At 59.5% G+C, this 15849-nt stretch carries 12 protein-coding genes; 3 read left to right on the forward strand and 9 right to left on the reverse strand.

Features of this window, described 5'->3' with window-relative positions:
• Positions 1–92: 92 nt before the first annotated feature.
• From betA to betI, 3 genes are all read right to left on the reverse strand, one after another.
• The gene (betA, locus tag AC3WMT_RS16595) at positions 93–1796 is read right to left on the reverse strand and encodes a choline dehydrogenase (protein WP_103304248.1); all 1704 of its coding nucleotides are present in this window, start codon (positions 1794–1796) and stop codon (positions 93–95) included.
• A gap of 180 nt (positions 1797–1976) precedes the next feature.
• On the reverse strand, positions 1977–3449 hold the full coding sequence (gene betB / locus AC3WMT_RS16600) for a betaine-aldehyde dehydrogenase (RefSeq protein WP_103304247.1): 1473 nt from the start codon (positions 3447–3449) through the stop codon (positions 1977–1979).
• A gap of 88 nt (positions 3450–3537) precedes the next feature.
• Positions 3538–4131: a transcriptional regulator BetI gene (betI, locus tag AC3WMT_RS16605; RefSeq protein ID WP_053124587.1), complete on the reverse strand. Its 594-nt coding sequence runs from the start codon at positions 4129–4131 to the stop codon at positions 3538–3540.
• A gap of 429 nt (positions 4132–4560) precedes the next feature.
• On the opposite strand from betI, the gene betT reads away from it, so the two are divergent.
• Positions 4561–6558, forward strand: coding sequence for a choline BCCT transporter BetT (gene betT, locus AC3WMT_RS16610; protein ID WP_103304245.1), 1998 nt, complete (start codon positions 4561–4563; stop codon positions 6556–6558).
• A 190-nt stretch (positions 6559–6748) separates the two neighbouring features.
• Here betT and choV read toward each other — a convergent pair whose 3' ends face one another.
• The 3 genes from choV to AC3WMT_RS16625 all read right to left on the reverse strand — a co-directional run bounded on the left by choV (position 6749) and on the right by AC3WMT_RS16625 (position 9780).
• Entirely contained in the window at positions 6749–7927 is a 1179-nt protein-coding gene (choV, locus tag AC3WMT_RS16615; protein ID WP_016772804.1) for a choline ABC transporter ATP-binding protein, read from the reverse strand.
• Positions 7924–8769 carry a choline ABC transporter permease subunit gene (gene choW, locus AC3WMT_RS16620; protein WP_103304244.1) on the reverse strand — a complete coding sequence of 282 codons (846 nt, stop codon included), beginning with the start codon at positions 8767–8769 and terminating at the stop codon, positions 7924–7926. The genes choV and choW overlap by 4 nt, the downstream gene beginning before the upstream one ends.
• A 66-nt stretch (positions 8770–8835) precedes the next feature.
• Complete coding sequence (locus AC3WMT_RS16625; protein WP_038363126.1) at positions 8836–9780, reverse strand: choline ABC transporter substrate-binding protein; 945 nt, start codon at positions 9778–9780, stop codon at positions 8836–8838.
• A 436-nt stretch (positions 9781–10216) separates the two neighbouring features.
• Here AC3WMT_RS16625 and AC3WMT_RS16630 point away from each other — a divergent pair, with 436 nt between their 5' ends.
• Positions 10217–11593 carry an L-serine ammonia-lyase gene (locus AC3WMT_RS16630; RefSeq protein ID WP_103304243.1) on the forward strand — a complete coding sequence of 459 codons (1377 nt, stop codon included), beginning with the start codon at positions 10217–10219 and terminating at the stop codon, positions 11591–11593.
• 604 nt (positions 11594–12197) lie between these two features.
• Complete coding sequence (gbdR, locus tag AC3WMT_RS16635) at positions 12198–13301, forward strand: choline metabolism transcriptional regulator GbdR (protein WP_007949927.1); 1104 nt, start codon at positions 12198–12200, stop codon at positions 13299–13301.
• A 112-nt stretch (positions 13302–13413) separates the two neighbouring features.
• On the opposite strand, the gene AC3WMT_RS16640 is transcribed toward gbdR, so the two are convergent.
• The 3 genes from AC3WMT_RS16640 to AC3WMT_RS16650 all read right to left on the reverse strand — a co-directional run bounded on the left by AC3WMT_RS16640 (position 13414) and on the right by AC3WMT_RS16650 (position 15734).
• Positions 13414–13677, reverse strand: a complete 264-nt coding sequence (locus AC3WMT_RS16640; protein ID WP_103304375.1) for a hypothetical protein — start codon at positions 13675–13677, stop codon at positions 13414–13416.
• 392 nt (positions 13678–14069) lie between these two features.
• On the reverse strand, positions 14070–15233 hold the full coding sequence (locus AC3WMT_RS16645; RefSeq protein ID WP_103304242.1) for a gamma-butyrobetaine dioxygenase: 1164 nt from the start codon (positions 15231–15233) through the stop codon (positions 14070–14072).
• A 24-nt stretch (positions 15234–15257) separates the two neighbouring features.
• Positions 15258–15734, reverse strand: coding sequence for a thioesterase family protein (locus AC3WMT_RS16650; protein ID WP_103304241.1), 477 nt, complete (start codon positions 15732–15734; stop codon positions 15258–15260).
• Between the last annotated feature and the right edge of the window lie 115 nt (positions 15735–15849).

The raw sequence follows: 15849 nt of genomic DNA on the forward strand, positions 1-15849 counted from the left end.
ACAGGTGTTTTTGTGTACACAATTTCTGTGAACGACGCAAAACCCTGTGGGAGCTGGCTTGCCAGCGATTAGCCGTGACGCAGTATCAAGTCTTACTGAGCAACAGGCGTGATATCACGCATCGGCTTGCCCTTCACTGGCGCACCGCCAGCCACGTAGTAGGCAGCATTGCTACGCGGCAGTGGCTTGCGGCCACGGATCTTGTCGGCGATTTTCTCGGCCATCATGATCGTCGGCGCGTTCAGGTTACCGGTGGTGATGATCGGCATGATCGAAGCATCGACCACGCGCAGACTCTGCATGCCGTGCACACGACCTTCGCCATCTACCACAGCCATTTCGTCGGTGCCCATCTTGCACGAGCAGGACGGGTGGAACGCGGTTTCGGCGTGCTCACGGATGAACTTGTCGAGCTGCTCATCGGTTTGCACTTCGATGCCCGGGCTGATTTCGCGGCCACGGAAAGCGTCCAGCGCAGGCTGCTGCATGATTTCACGGGTCAGGCGGATGCCGTCACGGAATTCCTGCCAGTCCTGCTCGGTGGCCATGTAGTTGAACAGGATGCTCGGGTGCTGGCGCGGATCCTTGGATTTGACCTGGATGCGGCCACGGCTCGGCGAACGCATGGAACCCATGTGCGCCTGGAAACCGTGCTCTTTCACACCGTTGCTGCCGTTGTAGTTAATCGCCACCGGCAGGAAGTGGTATTGGATGTTCGGCCATTCGAATTCCGGACGCGAGCGGATGAAACCGCCGGCTTCGAACTGGTTGCTGGCGCCGATGCCGGTGCCGTTGAACAGCCACTCGGCACCAATGGCTGGCTGGTTGTACCAGAGCAGCGACGGGTACAGCGAAACCGGCTGAGTGCAGGCGTATTGCAGGTACAACTCAAGGTGATCCTGCAGGTTTTCACCGACACCCGGCAGATCGTGTACGACCGGGATGTCGAGGCTTTCCAGCAGTTTTGCCGGGCCGACACCGGAACGTTGCAGAATCTGCGGCGAAGCAATGGCGCCGGAGCACAGCAGGACTTCTTTGCGGGCTTTGGCTTCAACGCGCTCTTCAGCGTCGCCGACCAGGTAACGCACGCCAACGGCACGCTTGCCTTCGAACAGGATCTTGTCGGTCAGAGCGTGAGTGACGATGGTCAGAGTCGAACGCTTCTTGGCGACATCGAGGTAGCCACGGGCGGTGGAAGCACGGCGGCCGTTCGGCGTCACGGTGCGGTCCATCGGACCGAAGCCTTCCTGCTGGTAGCCGTTCAGGTCTTCGGTGCGCGGGTAACCGGCCTGCACGCCAGCTTCAACCATGGCGTGGAACAGCGGGTTGTTGCCAGCCTTCGGCGTGGTCACGCTGACCGGACCGTCGCCACCGTGGTAGTCGTTCGGGCCGATGTCGCGGGTTTCCGCTTTGCGGAAGTACGGCAGGCAGTCGAGGTACGACCAGTCTTCCAGGCCTGGCAGTTTTGCCCAGCCGTCGTAGTCCATCGCGTTACCACGGATGTAGCACATGCCGTTGATCAACGAGGAACCGCCGAGGCCTTTGCCGCGACCGCATTCCATCCGGCGACCGTCCATGTGTGGCTCTGGATCGGTTTCGTACGCCCAGTTGTAGCGACGACCCTGCAGCGGGAACGCCAGTGCGGCGGGCATTTGCGTGCGGAAGTCGAAACGATAGTCCGGGCCGCCGGCTTCGAGCAGCAGAACGGTGACGCCGGCGTCTTCAGTCAGACGGGTCGCCAGGGTGTTACCGGCCGAGCCGGCACCGATGATGATGTAATCGAATTCTTGGGACATTGAATGCACCCTCTTTGAAGTTGGTCAGGTCGGGCCTCGGCGAGTGCTGCGCACTCGAATCGCTGGCAAGCCAGCTCCCACAAGGATTGGGAGTTGCCACAGATTTGGTGGGCGACACCAAACCTGTGGGAGCTGGCTTGCCAGCGAAGGCGGCCTCGCAGGCAATACAGGACTCGGGTCTTAGAACACCGAGACGTAATCGCCCAGCTCGACCTGTACCGATTTGATGCGGGTGAAGTTGTTCAGCGAGCTGATCCCGTTCTCACGGCCAACACCCGACTGCTTGTAACCGCCCACCGGCATTTTTGCGTCGGACTCGCCCCAGGCGTTGATCCAGCAGATACCGGCTTCCAGTTGATGAATCACGCGGTGAGCGCGGTTCAGGTCTTTGGTGACGATACCGGCGGCCAGGCCGAAGTCGGTGTCGTTGGCGCGGCGGATCACTTCTTCTTCGGTTTCGTAGGAGAGGATCGCCATGACCGGGCCAAAGATTTCTTCACGAACGATGGTCATGTCGTCGGTGCAATCGGTGAACACGGTCGGAGCAACGAATGCGCCTTTGGCGAATTCGCCGTCGGTCAGACGCTCGCCGCCGCACAGTACGCGGGCACCTTCTTCTTTACCCTTGGCGATGTAACCCAACACGCTTTCCATGTGCGGGAAGCTGACCAGCGGGCCGAAGTTGGTGTTTTCGTCTTCCGGGTTGCCGATGCGGATGCGCGCAACGCGCTCAACGATCTTGGCTTCGAAGGCGGCTTTCAGATGAGCCGGCACGAACACGCGAGTGCCGTTGGTGCAGACCTGACCGGAGCTGTAGAAGTTGGCCATCATCGCGGTGTCGGCGGCGCGATCCAGATCTGCGTCGTCGCAGATGATCAGTGGGGACTTGCCGCCCAGTTCCATGGTCACGTCTTTCAGCGACGAAGCCGAAGCGCTGGCCATGACTTTCTTGCCAGTGTCGGTGCCGCCAGTGAACGAGATTTTTTCGATGCGCGGGTGCTCGGTCAGCCAGGTGCCGACTTCACGGCCGCTGCCGGTCAGAACGTTGAACACGCCATTCGGAACGCCGGCTTCGGTGTAGATCTCGGCCAGTTTCAGGGTGGTCAGCGAGGTGACTTCGCTTGGCTTGAAGATCATCGCGTTACCGGCCGCCAAGGCTGGAGCGGATTTCCACAGAGCAATCTGGATCGGGTAGTTCCACGCGCCGATACCGGCCACCACGCCCAGCGGCTCGCGACGGGTGTAAACGAAAGAAGTGTCACGCAGCGGGATCTGCTCGCCTTCGATGGCGGGTACCAGGCCTGCGTAGTATTCCAGCACGTCGGCGCCGGTAACGATGTCGACGTACTTGGTTTCGGAGAAGGCTTTGCCGGTGTCCAGAGTTTCCAGAGCAGCCAGCTCATCGTTACGCTCGCGCAGGATGTCGACGGCGCGACGCAGGATGCGCGAACGCTCCATGGCGGTCATCGCAGCCCAGATTTTCTGGCCTTTTTCGGCGCTGACGACAGCGCGCTCGACGTCTTCCTTGGTCGCACGTTGCACCAGTGCGAGGACTTCACCGTTAGCCGGGTTGATGGCTTCGAAGGTGGCATCGCTGCCGGCGTCGGAGTACGCACCATCGATGTAAAGTTTTTGCAGTTCGAAACGGGCCATAGTGTCCTCGCAAGTGCATTAGTGGTTGGCGTTGGCCACCGCGGTGAGGCTGCGGTGGCGTTCAGGGGCCGAGCGTTTTCTGTGTGCTCTAGCTCACCTTCTTGGCCAATTGGAAATCCATGTATTCGTAAGCGATCTGTTGCGCCTGCGCCGTGTCGAAAGCGTCTCCCGACAAAGCGCCGCGCAACCACAAGCCATCAATCAACGCTGCCAGGCCACGCGCTGCGGTGCGCGCATCTTCGAGCGGCAACACACGGCGGAACTCGCAGCACAGGTTGGAATACAGACGGTGATCGTTGATCCGCTGCAACCTGTGCAAAGACGGCTGGTGCATGCTGGTGGCCCAGAAGGCCAGCCAGGTTTTCATTGCCGGGCCATTGACCTGGCTGGCGTCGAAGTTGCCTTCGATGATCACCTGCAGATGCGCCCGTGGGCTGTCATCTGCCAGCGCTTGGCGGCGCAGGGTGACGTTCTCGCTGAGGACGCTCATCAGATACCGCATCGTGGCGGCAATCAGGCCGTTCTTGTCCTGAAAGTAATGACTGATGATGCCATTCGAGACACCGGCCAAACGGGCGATCAGCGCAATGCTGGCGTCCCCCATTCCGACCTGATCGACCGCCTGCAAAGTGGCTTCGATCAGTTGTTGGCGGCGGATGGGTTGCATACCGACCTTGGGCATCTTGCACATCTCCTTAGGCCTTCCGAGGGGCGAATGACGCCTATCGGATTGAGGGCCAGTCTATTTTGTTTTGATTGAACGTTCAATCAACAAAGAATAAGATCTGCGACAAATCGTCGCTGCCTACAGATTTTTCCTACGTGTAAGTGGCGATAAAACCGACATCCGAAAATGCTTGAAACCTGTATGGGGCATGGCGCGGTTCGCGATTCGATGGACGTGTTGAAAGGGCAAGACGCTCAGGGCCAGGTTTCGGATGAACGTCCGGATGCCTTTGGCCACGAAAGCGATTCGCAGCGCCATTTCGGCAGGTTCGGGCTTTTTTCGGGGTGTCTTTATATCACCCGCCGGTCGGCTGCCAACTAACCGATTGGTCGGGTTCCGTGTTGCCTTGTGTTCTTCTCTCGCACTGCCTGGAGCATTTGTGCCATGAGTTCTGCCTCGCTTATAAAGACCCCGCCCGAGAAGGTGACGGTCAACGGTTGGGTGTTTTACACCTCTACCGCGCTGATTCTGTTGTTGACCGCCATTCTGATGATCGCCCCGAAAGAGGCTGGCAGTTTGTTGGGTGTGGCTCAGGCCTGGTTGTCGCGCAGCTTCGGCTGGTACTACATGGTGGTGATTGCCGCCTATCTGGTATTTGTCGTGGGCCTGGCGTTTTCCTCGTACGGCAAACTCAAACTGGGCAGCAAGGACGACACCCCGGATTTCAGTTACGGCGCCTGGGCGGGGATGCTGTTCTCGTCGGGTATCGGTATTTCGCTGCTGTACTTCGGCGCTTCCGAGCCACTGGATCACTACTTCAATCCGCCGGAAGGCGCAGCGGCCACCAACATGGCCGCGCGTCAGGCGGTACAGCTGACGTTCCTGCACTGGGGCCTGCACGGCTGGGCGATCTATGCGCTGGTCGGTCTGGCCGTGGCGTACTTCGCGTACCGTCATAACCAGCCGCTGGCCCTGCGTTCGGCGCTGTATCCGCTGGTCGGTGAGCGTTGGGTCAAAGGCGCGGCCGGTCACGCGGTGGACGGCTTCGGCATGTTCGTGACCCTGCTGGGGCTGGTGACCAACCTGGGGATCGGCTCGCTGCAAGTGTCCTCCGGCCTGGAAAACCTGTTCGGCATGGAGCACAGCAACACCAACCTTTTGATCGTGATCATCGTCATGAGCACCGTGGCGACCATCGCGGCCGTGTCCGGTGTGGAAAACGGCATCCGTCGTCTGTCCAACCTGAACATCGTGCTGTTCAGCGGTCTGCTGATTTTCGTCCTGCTGTTCGGCCCGACCCTGCACCTGCTCAACGGCTTCGTGCAGAACATCGGCGACTACCTCAACGGCGTGGTGCTGAAGACGTTCGACCTGTACGTCTATGAAGGCGACAACGCCAAGTCCGACCGCTGGCTGGGTCTGTGGACTCTGTTCTACTGGGCGTGGTGGATTTCCTGGGCCCCATTTGTAGGCATGTTCATTGCGCGTATTTCCCGTGGTCGTACCGTGCGCGAACTGGTCGCCGGCGTGCTGCTGATTCCGCTGGGCTTCACCCTGGCCTGGCTGTCGATCTTCGGTAACTCGGCACTGGACCTGGTGATGAACCAGGGGGCGGTCGAGCTTGGCAAGACGGCGCTGGAACAGCCGTCGATGGCCATCTATCAGTTGCTTGAGCATTACCCGGCGTCGAAAATCGTCATCGGTGTGTCGATCTTCGTTGGCTTCGTGCTGTTCCTGACCCCGGCCGACTCCGGCGCGGTGATGATGGCGAATCTGTCCTGCAAGGGCGGCAACGTCGACGAAGATGCGCCGCACTGGCTGCGAATCTTCTGGTCGGTGGTGATCACCCTGGTGACCATCGGCCTGCTGTTTGCCGGTAACTTCGAAGCCATGCAAACCATGGTGGTGCTGGCCGGTCTGCCGTTCTCGGTAGTGCTGGTGTTCTTCATGTTTGGCCTGCACAAGGCAATGCGTCAGGACGTGCAGATCGAACAGGAGCAGGCGCAACTGGCTGAACGTGGTCGTCGCGGTTTCAGCGAGCGTCTGACGCAACTGGACCTGCAACCGAGCCAATCGGTGGTGCAGCGTTTCATGGACAAGCAGGTCAGCCCGGCGCTGGAAGACGCTGCCGCGCAAATGCGTGCGCAGGGTCTGGAAGTGCAAACGCTTTTGGGTAAATCCAAGCGTTGCATGGGCGTGCGCATCGAGATGGAAGAGGGCAACCCTTTCGTTTACGAAGTGAGCCTGGACGGTTATCTGGCGACGCCGACTGAATCGGCCCAGTCCGATGAAGCGCGCCAGCGTTACTACCGCGCCGAGGTGTATTTGCACAACGGCAGCCAGGATTACGACCTGATGGGCTTCACGCAGGATCAGATCACACGCGATGTGCTCGATCAGTTTGAAAGCCATCGGCAGCTCCTTGGCCGGGTGTACAGCTAAACAGCTAAAACAAAAGGGGCTCGATTGAGCCCCTTTTGCATGATCGTTCCCACGCTCTGCGTGGGAATGTCTCAATGGACGCTCTGCGTCCGCTGTTGTGGGACGCGGAGCGTCCCGGGCTGCATTCCCACGCAGAGCGTGGGAACGATCACGCCGCGATCCTCTCGCGGCGTTTTTGTGTCTTGGGTTCTTAGCCCAGGTTCTTGCCCAGCAACGCGTGATACAGCTCACTGTCGCCCAAGATCCCCACCACATGATTGTTATCGTGCAGCACCAGCTTGTTGCCGGTCTGATAACGAATCTGCAACGCATCACGCATGCCGATATTCGAATCCACCAGCGTTGGCTTGCGCTCCAGCCCTTCCACCGCTTGCCCCGGCGCCCAGTTCTGCAGGTTCAGCACCGAGCCATTCTGCCGCGCGCCCTTGATAGTGTTACCTTCGGCCAGGTCCAGCCACGAGTCGCCGCCCGGATCCAGACACACCGAACCGTTTATGCGTTTGCACTTGTCCAGCGTGCGCATCAGGCTGCGACCGCAGAGCACGTTGAGCGGATTGGTGTGCGCGACGAAGGTACGCACATAGTCGTCCGCCGGGTTCAGTACGATCTCTTCCGGCACGCTGTACTGGATGATCCGGCCGTCTTTCATGATTGCGATTCGGCTGCCGAGTTTCAGCGCTTCATCAAGGTCGTGACTCACGAAGACGATGGTCTTGCTCAACTTGCGTTGCAGTTCCAGCAGTTCATCCTGCAAGCCCTGACGAATCAGCGGGTCAAGTGCCGAGAACGGTTCGTCCATCAGCAAAATGTCGGCGTCCATCGCCAATGCCCGCGCCAGACCCACACGCTGCTGCATGCCGCCGGAGAGTTCATCCGGCTTCTTGTTGCGCCACTGTGTCAGGCCGACCAGTTCGAGTTTTTCGTCGACCAGTTTCTTGCGTTCCTTCTCCGGGCGACCCTGCATTTCCAGACCGAAACTGATGTTCTCGCGCACCGTCAGCCACGGCATCAGGGCGAACTTCTGGAACACCATGGCGATGCGTTTGGTACGCATCATTTTCAGCTCTGCGGGAGTACAGGAGGCAATGTCGATCTGACGGTTTTCATGCTCGACGAACAGCTTGCCGCGGCTCACGGTGTTGAGGCCGTTGATGCAGCGCAGCAGGCTCGATTTGCCGGAACCGGAGAGGCCCATCAGCACGCAGATCTCGCCTTTATTGATGTCCAGCGTGGCTTTTTCCACGCCGACAATCTGCCCGGTCTTTTTCAGGATCTCGTTGCGGGTCATGCCCTGATCCAGCAGCTTGAGTGCCTCGCGTGGATCCTTGGAGAAGATTACGTCGACGTCTTCGAAGCGAATTATGCTCATGCGTCACCCCCTACTTTGGCGTCGGGTTGTTTGCAGATACGGTCGAGCATGATCGCCAGCAGTACGATCGCCAGGCCTGCTTCGAAGCCCAGGGCGATATCAGCAGTGTTCAGTGCGTTGACCACCGGTTTGCCGAGTCCGTCGGCGCCCACCAGTGCCGCGATCACCACCATCGACAACGACAGCATGATGCACTGGGTGATGCCGGCAGCGATGCTCGGCATGGCGTGAGGCAGTTCGATCCGTGAGAGCAATTGGCGACGCGAGCAGCCGAAGGCCTTGCCGGCGTCCATCAGTTCTTGCGGGACATCGCGGATGCCCAGGTAGGTCAGGCGGATCGGCGCAGCGATGGCGAACACCACCGTGGAGATCAGGCCCGGCACCACGCCCAGCCCGAAGAGGGTCAGGGTAGGAATGAGGTAAACGAAGGTCGGTACGGTCTGCATCAGATCGAGTACTGGACGCATTAACGTGTAGAACATCGGTTTGTGCGCGGCGACGATGCCCAACGGCACGCCGATGACCACGCAGACCAGGGTCGCGAACATGACCTGGGCGAGGGTTTCCATGGTTTCCTGCCAGTACCCCAGATTGAGGATCAGCAGGAAGGAGGCGATAACGAAAGCGGTCAATCCCCATTTGCGCTGGATCAGATGCGCAATCAGAGCGATGAGGCCGATCAAGACCAGCGGGTTGAACCAGGTCAGCGCAAACGTCACGCCGTGGATCATCGTTTCCAGGGTCACGGCGATTGCGTCGAAGGTACTGGCGCCGTGTTGCGTCAACCATTCAACGAAGCCCGCGATGTACTGGCCTAAAGGTATTTTCTGATCAATCAGCATGGTAGTGAACGTCCGCATGCAAGGAAATAAACAGCCCGGGGGAGCTGGCTCCCCCGGCATAAGCGATTACTGCAGTTTGGCTTTCACGGCCTCCAGGCCAGGTTTACCGTCAATGGTGGTCACGCCAGCGAGCCAGGTATCGAGCACCTGTGGATTCTTTTTCAGCCAGGCCTTGGCGGCCGCGTCAGGCTTCATCTTGTCGTCGAGGATGTTGCCCATCAGTTCACTTTCCATGTCGACAGTGAACTCCAGATTCTTCAGCAACTGACCGACGTTGCTGCACTCGGTGGCGTAGCCCTTGCGGGTGTTGGTCGCCACGGTTGCAGCACCGAAATCCGGGCCGAAGAAATCATCGCCACCGGTCAGGTATTGAATCTTGAAGCGCTTGTTCATCGGGTGCGGCGCCCAGCCAAGGAAGACCACGGCGGTGTCGCGTTTCTGCGCGCGGTCAACCTGCGAGAGCATGCCCGCTTCGGAGGATTCGACGACTTTAAAACCGGCGGTTTTCAGGCCGAAGGCGTCCTTGTCGATCATGCTCTGGATCAGACGGTTGCCGTCGTTGCCAGGCTCGATGCCGTAGATCTTGCCGTCGAGTTCTTTCTTGAATTTGGCGATGTCGGCGAAGTCATGCAGACCTTTGTCATACAGGGCTTGCGGCACGGCGAGGGTGTACTTGGCGCCCTTGAGGTTGGTGCGCACGGTTTCCACGGTGCCGGCGTCGCGGTAAGCCTTGATGTCGTTCTCCATGGTCGGCATCCAGTTACCGAGGAACACGTCCATGTTCTTGCCGTCGGCCAGCGACTTGTAGGTCACGGGCACGGAGATCATGGTGGTCTTGGTCTTGTAGCCGAGGGCGTTGAGGACAACGGAGGTGGTAGCGGTAGTGGCGGTGATGTCGGTCCAGCCGACATCGGAGAAGTTAACGGTACTGCACTGCGCCGGTTCTGCAGCTTGAGCCAGTAACGGCAGACTCAGCATGGCGGCCAACAACAACGACGGGGAACCTTTCATGGATGGACTCCTTGGTGTTTTTTTTGGCAGTGTTCCGACTGTGGACCACCGCACTTATAGGTTGCGGTTGGATGGCGTTCTGGAGACAGCTCTACCACGGCGCCTTGCAATCGAGTCATAACGATCATGTACCAGTGAAAATCTGACGCCTACAGGGGGCGTCGTATCCAGTACAGGGATGGTCGCATCCAGTGTCAGTGACGTCGCTTACAGCTTTTTTTGGCCCCGTCTGGCCATCTGAACCGCATAAAAACGGCGAAAACCGGGGACGAAAGCGGCACGGCGTTAGTGGGCATGAGTGCGTCGGTGTCAGACGCCGTGCGACCTGACAAAAGCCTGATGATGCGGGCATTCCGGCGGATCGCAGCTTGAGCGTAGCAGCTCCGCCAGCGGGCGCTTATCGCCCCGGATCGGCATCCTCAGGAGCTCTGCAGCAATGGCTATCAGCGTTTTCGACCTGTTCAAAATCGGCATCGGCCCTTCCAGTTCCCACACCGTCGGGCCGATGCGCGCCGCGGCGTTGTTCGTCGAGTCGCTAAGGGACAAGCACCTACTGGAACAGGTGCGTCGTATAGAAGTGCAATTGTTCGGATCGTTGTCGGCCACCGGTATCGGTCACGGCAGCGACAACGCGGTGATCATGGGCCTGATGGGCGAGTGGCCGGACGCAATCGACCCGTCGCAGATTGGTCCGCGCATTCAGGCGCTGCGTGAAACTCATACCCTTCTATTGGATGGTCGTTTGTCGGTGCCGTTTGTCTGGGCACGGGACATGCGCCTGATCGACGAGAATCTGCCGTTCCATCCCAATGCGATGACGATTGTTGCCGAGGGTGATCACGGTGAACTGCATCGCGACACCTACTATTCGGTGGGCGGCGGTTTTGTGGTGGATCAGGCGCAGGCGTCCAGTGGCGTGGTCGATCTGGATCGCACCGAGTTGCCTTATGACTTTTCCAGCGCGGTGGAGCTGCTGGAGCTGTGCAAGAAGAACAACCTGCGCGTCGCCGAATTGATGATGGCCAACGAAAAGGTCTGGCGCAGCGAAGAGGAAATCCGCGCCGGGCTGATGAAGCTGTGGCGGGCGATGCAGGACTGCGTCGAGCAGGGCCTCAAGCACGAAGGCATCCTGCCCGGTGGATTGAATGTGCGTCGGCGCGCGGCGAAGTTGCATCGCAGCCTGCAGGAGTTGAACAAGCCCAATGTGATCGGCTCGACGTTGAGTGCGATGGAGTGGGTCAATCTGTTCGCCCTGGCTGTTAATGAAGAGAACGCGGCCGGCGGGCGCATGGTCACGGCGCCGACCAACGGTGCGGCGGGGATCATCCCGGCGGTGTTGCACTACTTTATGAAGTTCAGCGAAGCGGTCACCGACGCCAACGTGGTCGACTATTTCCTCGGTGCGGCGGCGGTAGGGATTCTGTGCAAGAAGAACGCTTCGATCTCGGGTGCCGAAGTCGGCTGCCAGGGCGAGGTCGGTTCAGCCTGCGCGATGGCGGCGGCAGGGCTGGCGGAGATCCTCGGGGCGACGCCGGAGCAACTGTGCAACGCCGCAGAAATCGGTCTGGAACACAACCTCGGCCTGACCTGCGATCCGGTTGGCGGTCTGGTGCAGGTGCCGTGCATCGAGCGCAATGCGATTGCCGCCGTGAAGGCAATCAACGCGGCGCAAATGGCCTTGCGTGGCGATGGTCAGCACTTTATCTCGCTGGATCGGGTGATCCGTACCATGCGTGATACCGGTGCCGACATGCATGACAAATATAAAGAGACATCGCGCGGTGGCTTGGCGGTCAGTGCTGTTGAGTGCTGATACCGAGTTGACCCCAATCGCCGGCAAGCCAGCTCCCACAGGTTCTGTGGTGATACAGAAATCTTGATCACACAGAAAATCCCTGTGGGAGCTGGTTCTCATAAGTTGTTGGGTGTTGCTGAAATCTTGTGAGCATCACCAATCCCTGTGGGAGCTGGCTTGCCAGCGATGAGGCCGGACCAGTCAAAACTGCTCACCAAGTGAACACGCTAATCAAATCACGCCACCTTTTAGCGCGTCGCAATCAGATAAGAGTCTTTCCCACCTGTAACAGGCAATCAGCACACCCTACCGTCCGTCACCCGTGCCTGCGGTGACACTCCGAAACAACCGCGCGCAAGCCCATTCCCACAAGTGCTACCGATTTGCTCACAGGCAACGGAGCAGGGCTCTCACCAACACTGATGGCACTTCGAAATACCTTTCGTCGGACGTCTCGAATAGACACGTCGCGACGTCGTTTTCAGGAGTTATTGAACGGCCATTCAATTTTAGGCATGGCAATTGCTCTGTCATAACAAAGCCCGTCTCCCGCATGAGCACGCGGCAATAACAAGAGCCTCCGCCTGAGGCCATCACCCGCTTTGTGTGAGGAGATACCGCGATGACGTCGTTCAACTCCGGGGCCCAACCCCAGAACCGTGCGCCTCAATCCATCGGCTTTTTGCTGCTGGACAATTTCACGCTGATTTCCCTGGCCTCTGCGGTAGAACCGCTACGCATGGCCAATCAATTGTCCGGTCGTGAGCTGTATCGCTGGAGCACCCTCACCGTCGATGGCGGCCAGGTGTGGGCCAGTGACGGTCTGCAAATCACTCCCGATGCCTCCATGCACAAAGCCCCGCCCCTGGACACCGTGATTGTTTGCGGCGGGATCGGCATTCAGCGCACGGTCACCCGTGAACACGTCTCGTGGCTGCAAAGCCAGGCGCGCCAGTCCAAGCGTCTGGGCGCCGTGTGCACCGGCAGCTGGGCCCTGGCCTGCGCCGGCCTGCTCGACGGTTTCGATTGCAGCGTGCACTGGGAATGTCTGGCGGCGATGCAGGAAGCTTTCCCGCGCGTGGCGATGAGCACCCGCCTGTTCACCCTCGACCGTAACCGTTTCACCAGCTCCGGCGGCACCGCGCCACTGGACATGATGCTGCACCTGATCAGCCGCGATCACGGCCGTGAACTGTCTGCCGCGATTTCGGAAATGTTTGTCTACGAACGTATCCGCAACGAGCAGGATCACCAGCGCGTGCCGCTCAAGCACATGCTCGGCACCAACCAGCCGAAGTTGCAGGAAATCGTCGCGCTGATGGAAGCCAACCTCGAAGAGCCAATCGACCTCGACGAACTGGCGGTGTACGTCGCCGTATCGCGTCGCCAGCTGGAGCGGCTGTTCCAGAAATACCTGCACTGCTCGCCGTCGCGCTACTACCTCAAGCTGCGCCTGATCCGCGCCCGGCAGTTGCTCAAGCAGACGCCGATGTCGATCATCGAAGTGGCTTCGGTGTGTGGTTTCGTCTCGACGCCGCACTTCTCCAAGTGCTACCGCGAATACTTCGGCATTCCGCCGCGTGACGAACGCGTAGGTTCCAACACCACCCAGCAAGTGGCGATGCTGCCGCTGCCGCAGGCGATTGTGATGTCGCCACTGTCGGGGCCGATGTCGGCGTTGAGTCAGGCGCGTAACGAGTCGACGTTTGCCAGCGTAAGGCTGTAGATCGAGTCGCCCCTATCGCTGGCAAGCCAGCTCCCACAGGATCTGTGCAGTACACAAATGTTGTGTTTGCCCGGATCAATGTGGGAGCTGGCTTGCCAGCGATGGCGGCCTGTCAGGCGCTGTGGGTCTGTTGGTATTGCGCCAATGCCGGCAACAACTGTTTGTCGATCGCCTGACGCACCGCTGGCTGAATACTCGCGCCGCTGGTGTACATATCCTTGACCATCTTGCGCAGTTCAAACGCGCGCACATTATCCAGACCGCGCACTGCACACTCGCAGGCCTGCTCCGCTGTGGAGCCACTCGGTACCTGAAAACCCAATGCCTTGAGCTGTCCCAACAGGTCTTCCTGATCGATCAAATCGGCATACATCATGACGCGCATCCTTCTTCGGCAACGGAGGTCGTGGCTCGATTCTGGTAGGCATGGGAAGGGACGGCAAGGGCGATTTGTCGCAGTGGCCGCGACGGCTATGAACAGGTCGTTTTCGGCTAACTCGTCGCTGAGGGGAGTGGGCACACTGAACTCAGCTTGCAACACGAAGGTTTGGTCACCCTCGCACGGCAGCTCCTCAACAGTAGCTTCTGCCCCGATCCTGTCACGGCTTGTATCGGGGCTTTTTTTGGCTGTGAGCCAGAGAATGGCGTGTTGCTGCTGACGCCTTCGCTGGCAAGCCAGCTCCCACAGGTTTTGGGTCTGATCAATTATTTGTTTTCGACGCCGAACCCTGTGGGAGCGAGCCTGCCCGCGATGAACGATGACGCGGTCTAGCGTTGCAACACCAGAATCCGCGACAACAACTCATCCCGATCGATGTAGCACCCCTGGAAATGCCGCGCCCCGGTCGCCGGATCAAACGCATTGCGCGCATGCAAGGTGCGGCGGTTATCGAAGCACCACAGCTCCCCCGGATTGAGCCGCTGCATCAGCCGAAACCGTGGCTCGCGGGTCATCGCGATCAAGCGTCGATAGGCGCGATAGAGCAACGGCATCTGCTCCACCGACGTATCGAACGCGCCGCGCAGAAAATTCGCCATGCGAATTTCCGCCACACGTCCCAATGCATCCAGCGCGATGATCGGCGCGAGACAGCGATAGTCGCTATGGCGGTCCTTGTTGCGAAACTCCACGGGGATTTCGCACAGCGCCTGAAACGACGCCGGGTCTTCGCTGCGCAATGCATCGGCAATCGCAAAGCCATCGACAAAAATGCTCTCGCCACCCTCGGCGTCATTCACCAGACAATGCAGAAATTGCAGCCCCGGTTGCAGCTCGCGGGTGGGCAGATCCGTGTGCAGCGGCAGATTGAAAGCGGTGTAGGCGTTACTGTCGGCGTCGGCTTTGGATTGCACGTTGAACAGCACGCCGAAATTGCTTTCGCGAATGAAGGAAATGCGCTGCGCGATCTGCTTCAGCGAACCCGGTTCGGTCGGTACGCCGCGCACCTGGGTCAGACCGATGTCGCGGACAGCGATCAGCCATTGCAGCAACGCGCCGTTGTCGTTCATCAGCGCCGAATATTCGAATACCGGCAACTGCAGATCGTTGTGCCACAGGTACGCCTTGGGCTTGGCGGCCAGACGTTCGGCGCGTGATTCGTCGTCGTAGGCATGCGCACGCAACCAGCCCGGATCGAAACGACTGAGGTGGCCATCCTGCCAGTCGATGCGCAGGCAGCCGTCGGTGTCGATGTGCGCGGCGACAGGCTTGAGGTCTTCAGCGGCATCGACAATTTCGAAGACCTGTTCACGGGTGACGCTATAGACGCAGTGCTGACACGGACAGTTGTCCCGCAGCCAGACGTGGTGAAACGGGCTGATGCGACCGTCAGCCCACTCGATGGCAACGCGATCCGCCAGACTCTGCACGCCGCTCAGCGCGCTGATCAACGGATAAGTACGGAAATCGGCAACAGCGGCAGCGTTGTGCATGGCGGCTCCTTGTGATCGATGAATTTACCGGGCGGGTGGCAGGGCAATGACGCGGCCGATGTAGGTGGGAGAGGGCAGGTTTTGCTGCTCGGCGACGATGCTTTGCAGATGGCTCAAGGTGTCCGTGCTGAAAGGCGTCGAGCGTGGGCCAGAGAGGTCAACGTGCAACAGCATCTGTTCGTTGCCCGCCAGTTCCTGATCCTCTCCAGCCTTGTGCAGGCTGTGATAGAGGTGCAGGCGTTTGCTGTCGTGGCCGATGATTTGAGTGCGCACTTCGACGTCGGTATCGAGCTTCACTTCGTGCAGGTAGTTGAGGTGCAGTTCAAGGGTGAACAGCGAATTGCCGCTGGCTTCGCGGTTGTTGCTGTCCATGCCGAGGCGATCCATCAGAGCGTCGGTGGCGTAGCTGAAGATCAGCAGGTAGAAGGCATCGCGCAGGTGGCCGTTGTAGTCGACCCAGTCGGGGATGATGCGGGTTTGGTAGGTGGTGAGGGTGGGCATGATTGGGTTCCGGCAGTCAGGTGGTCTTCAAGATCAAAGCTACCCCCTCACCCCAGCCCTTTCCCCCAGGGGGGAGAGGGGGAAAGGGAGCCGATCGGGGGCCTTTCAATATTGG

This window comes from Pseudomonas sp. FW305-7 (assembly GCF_058786735.1).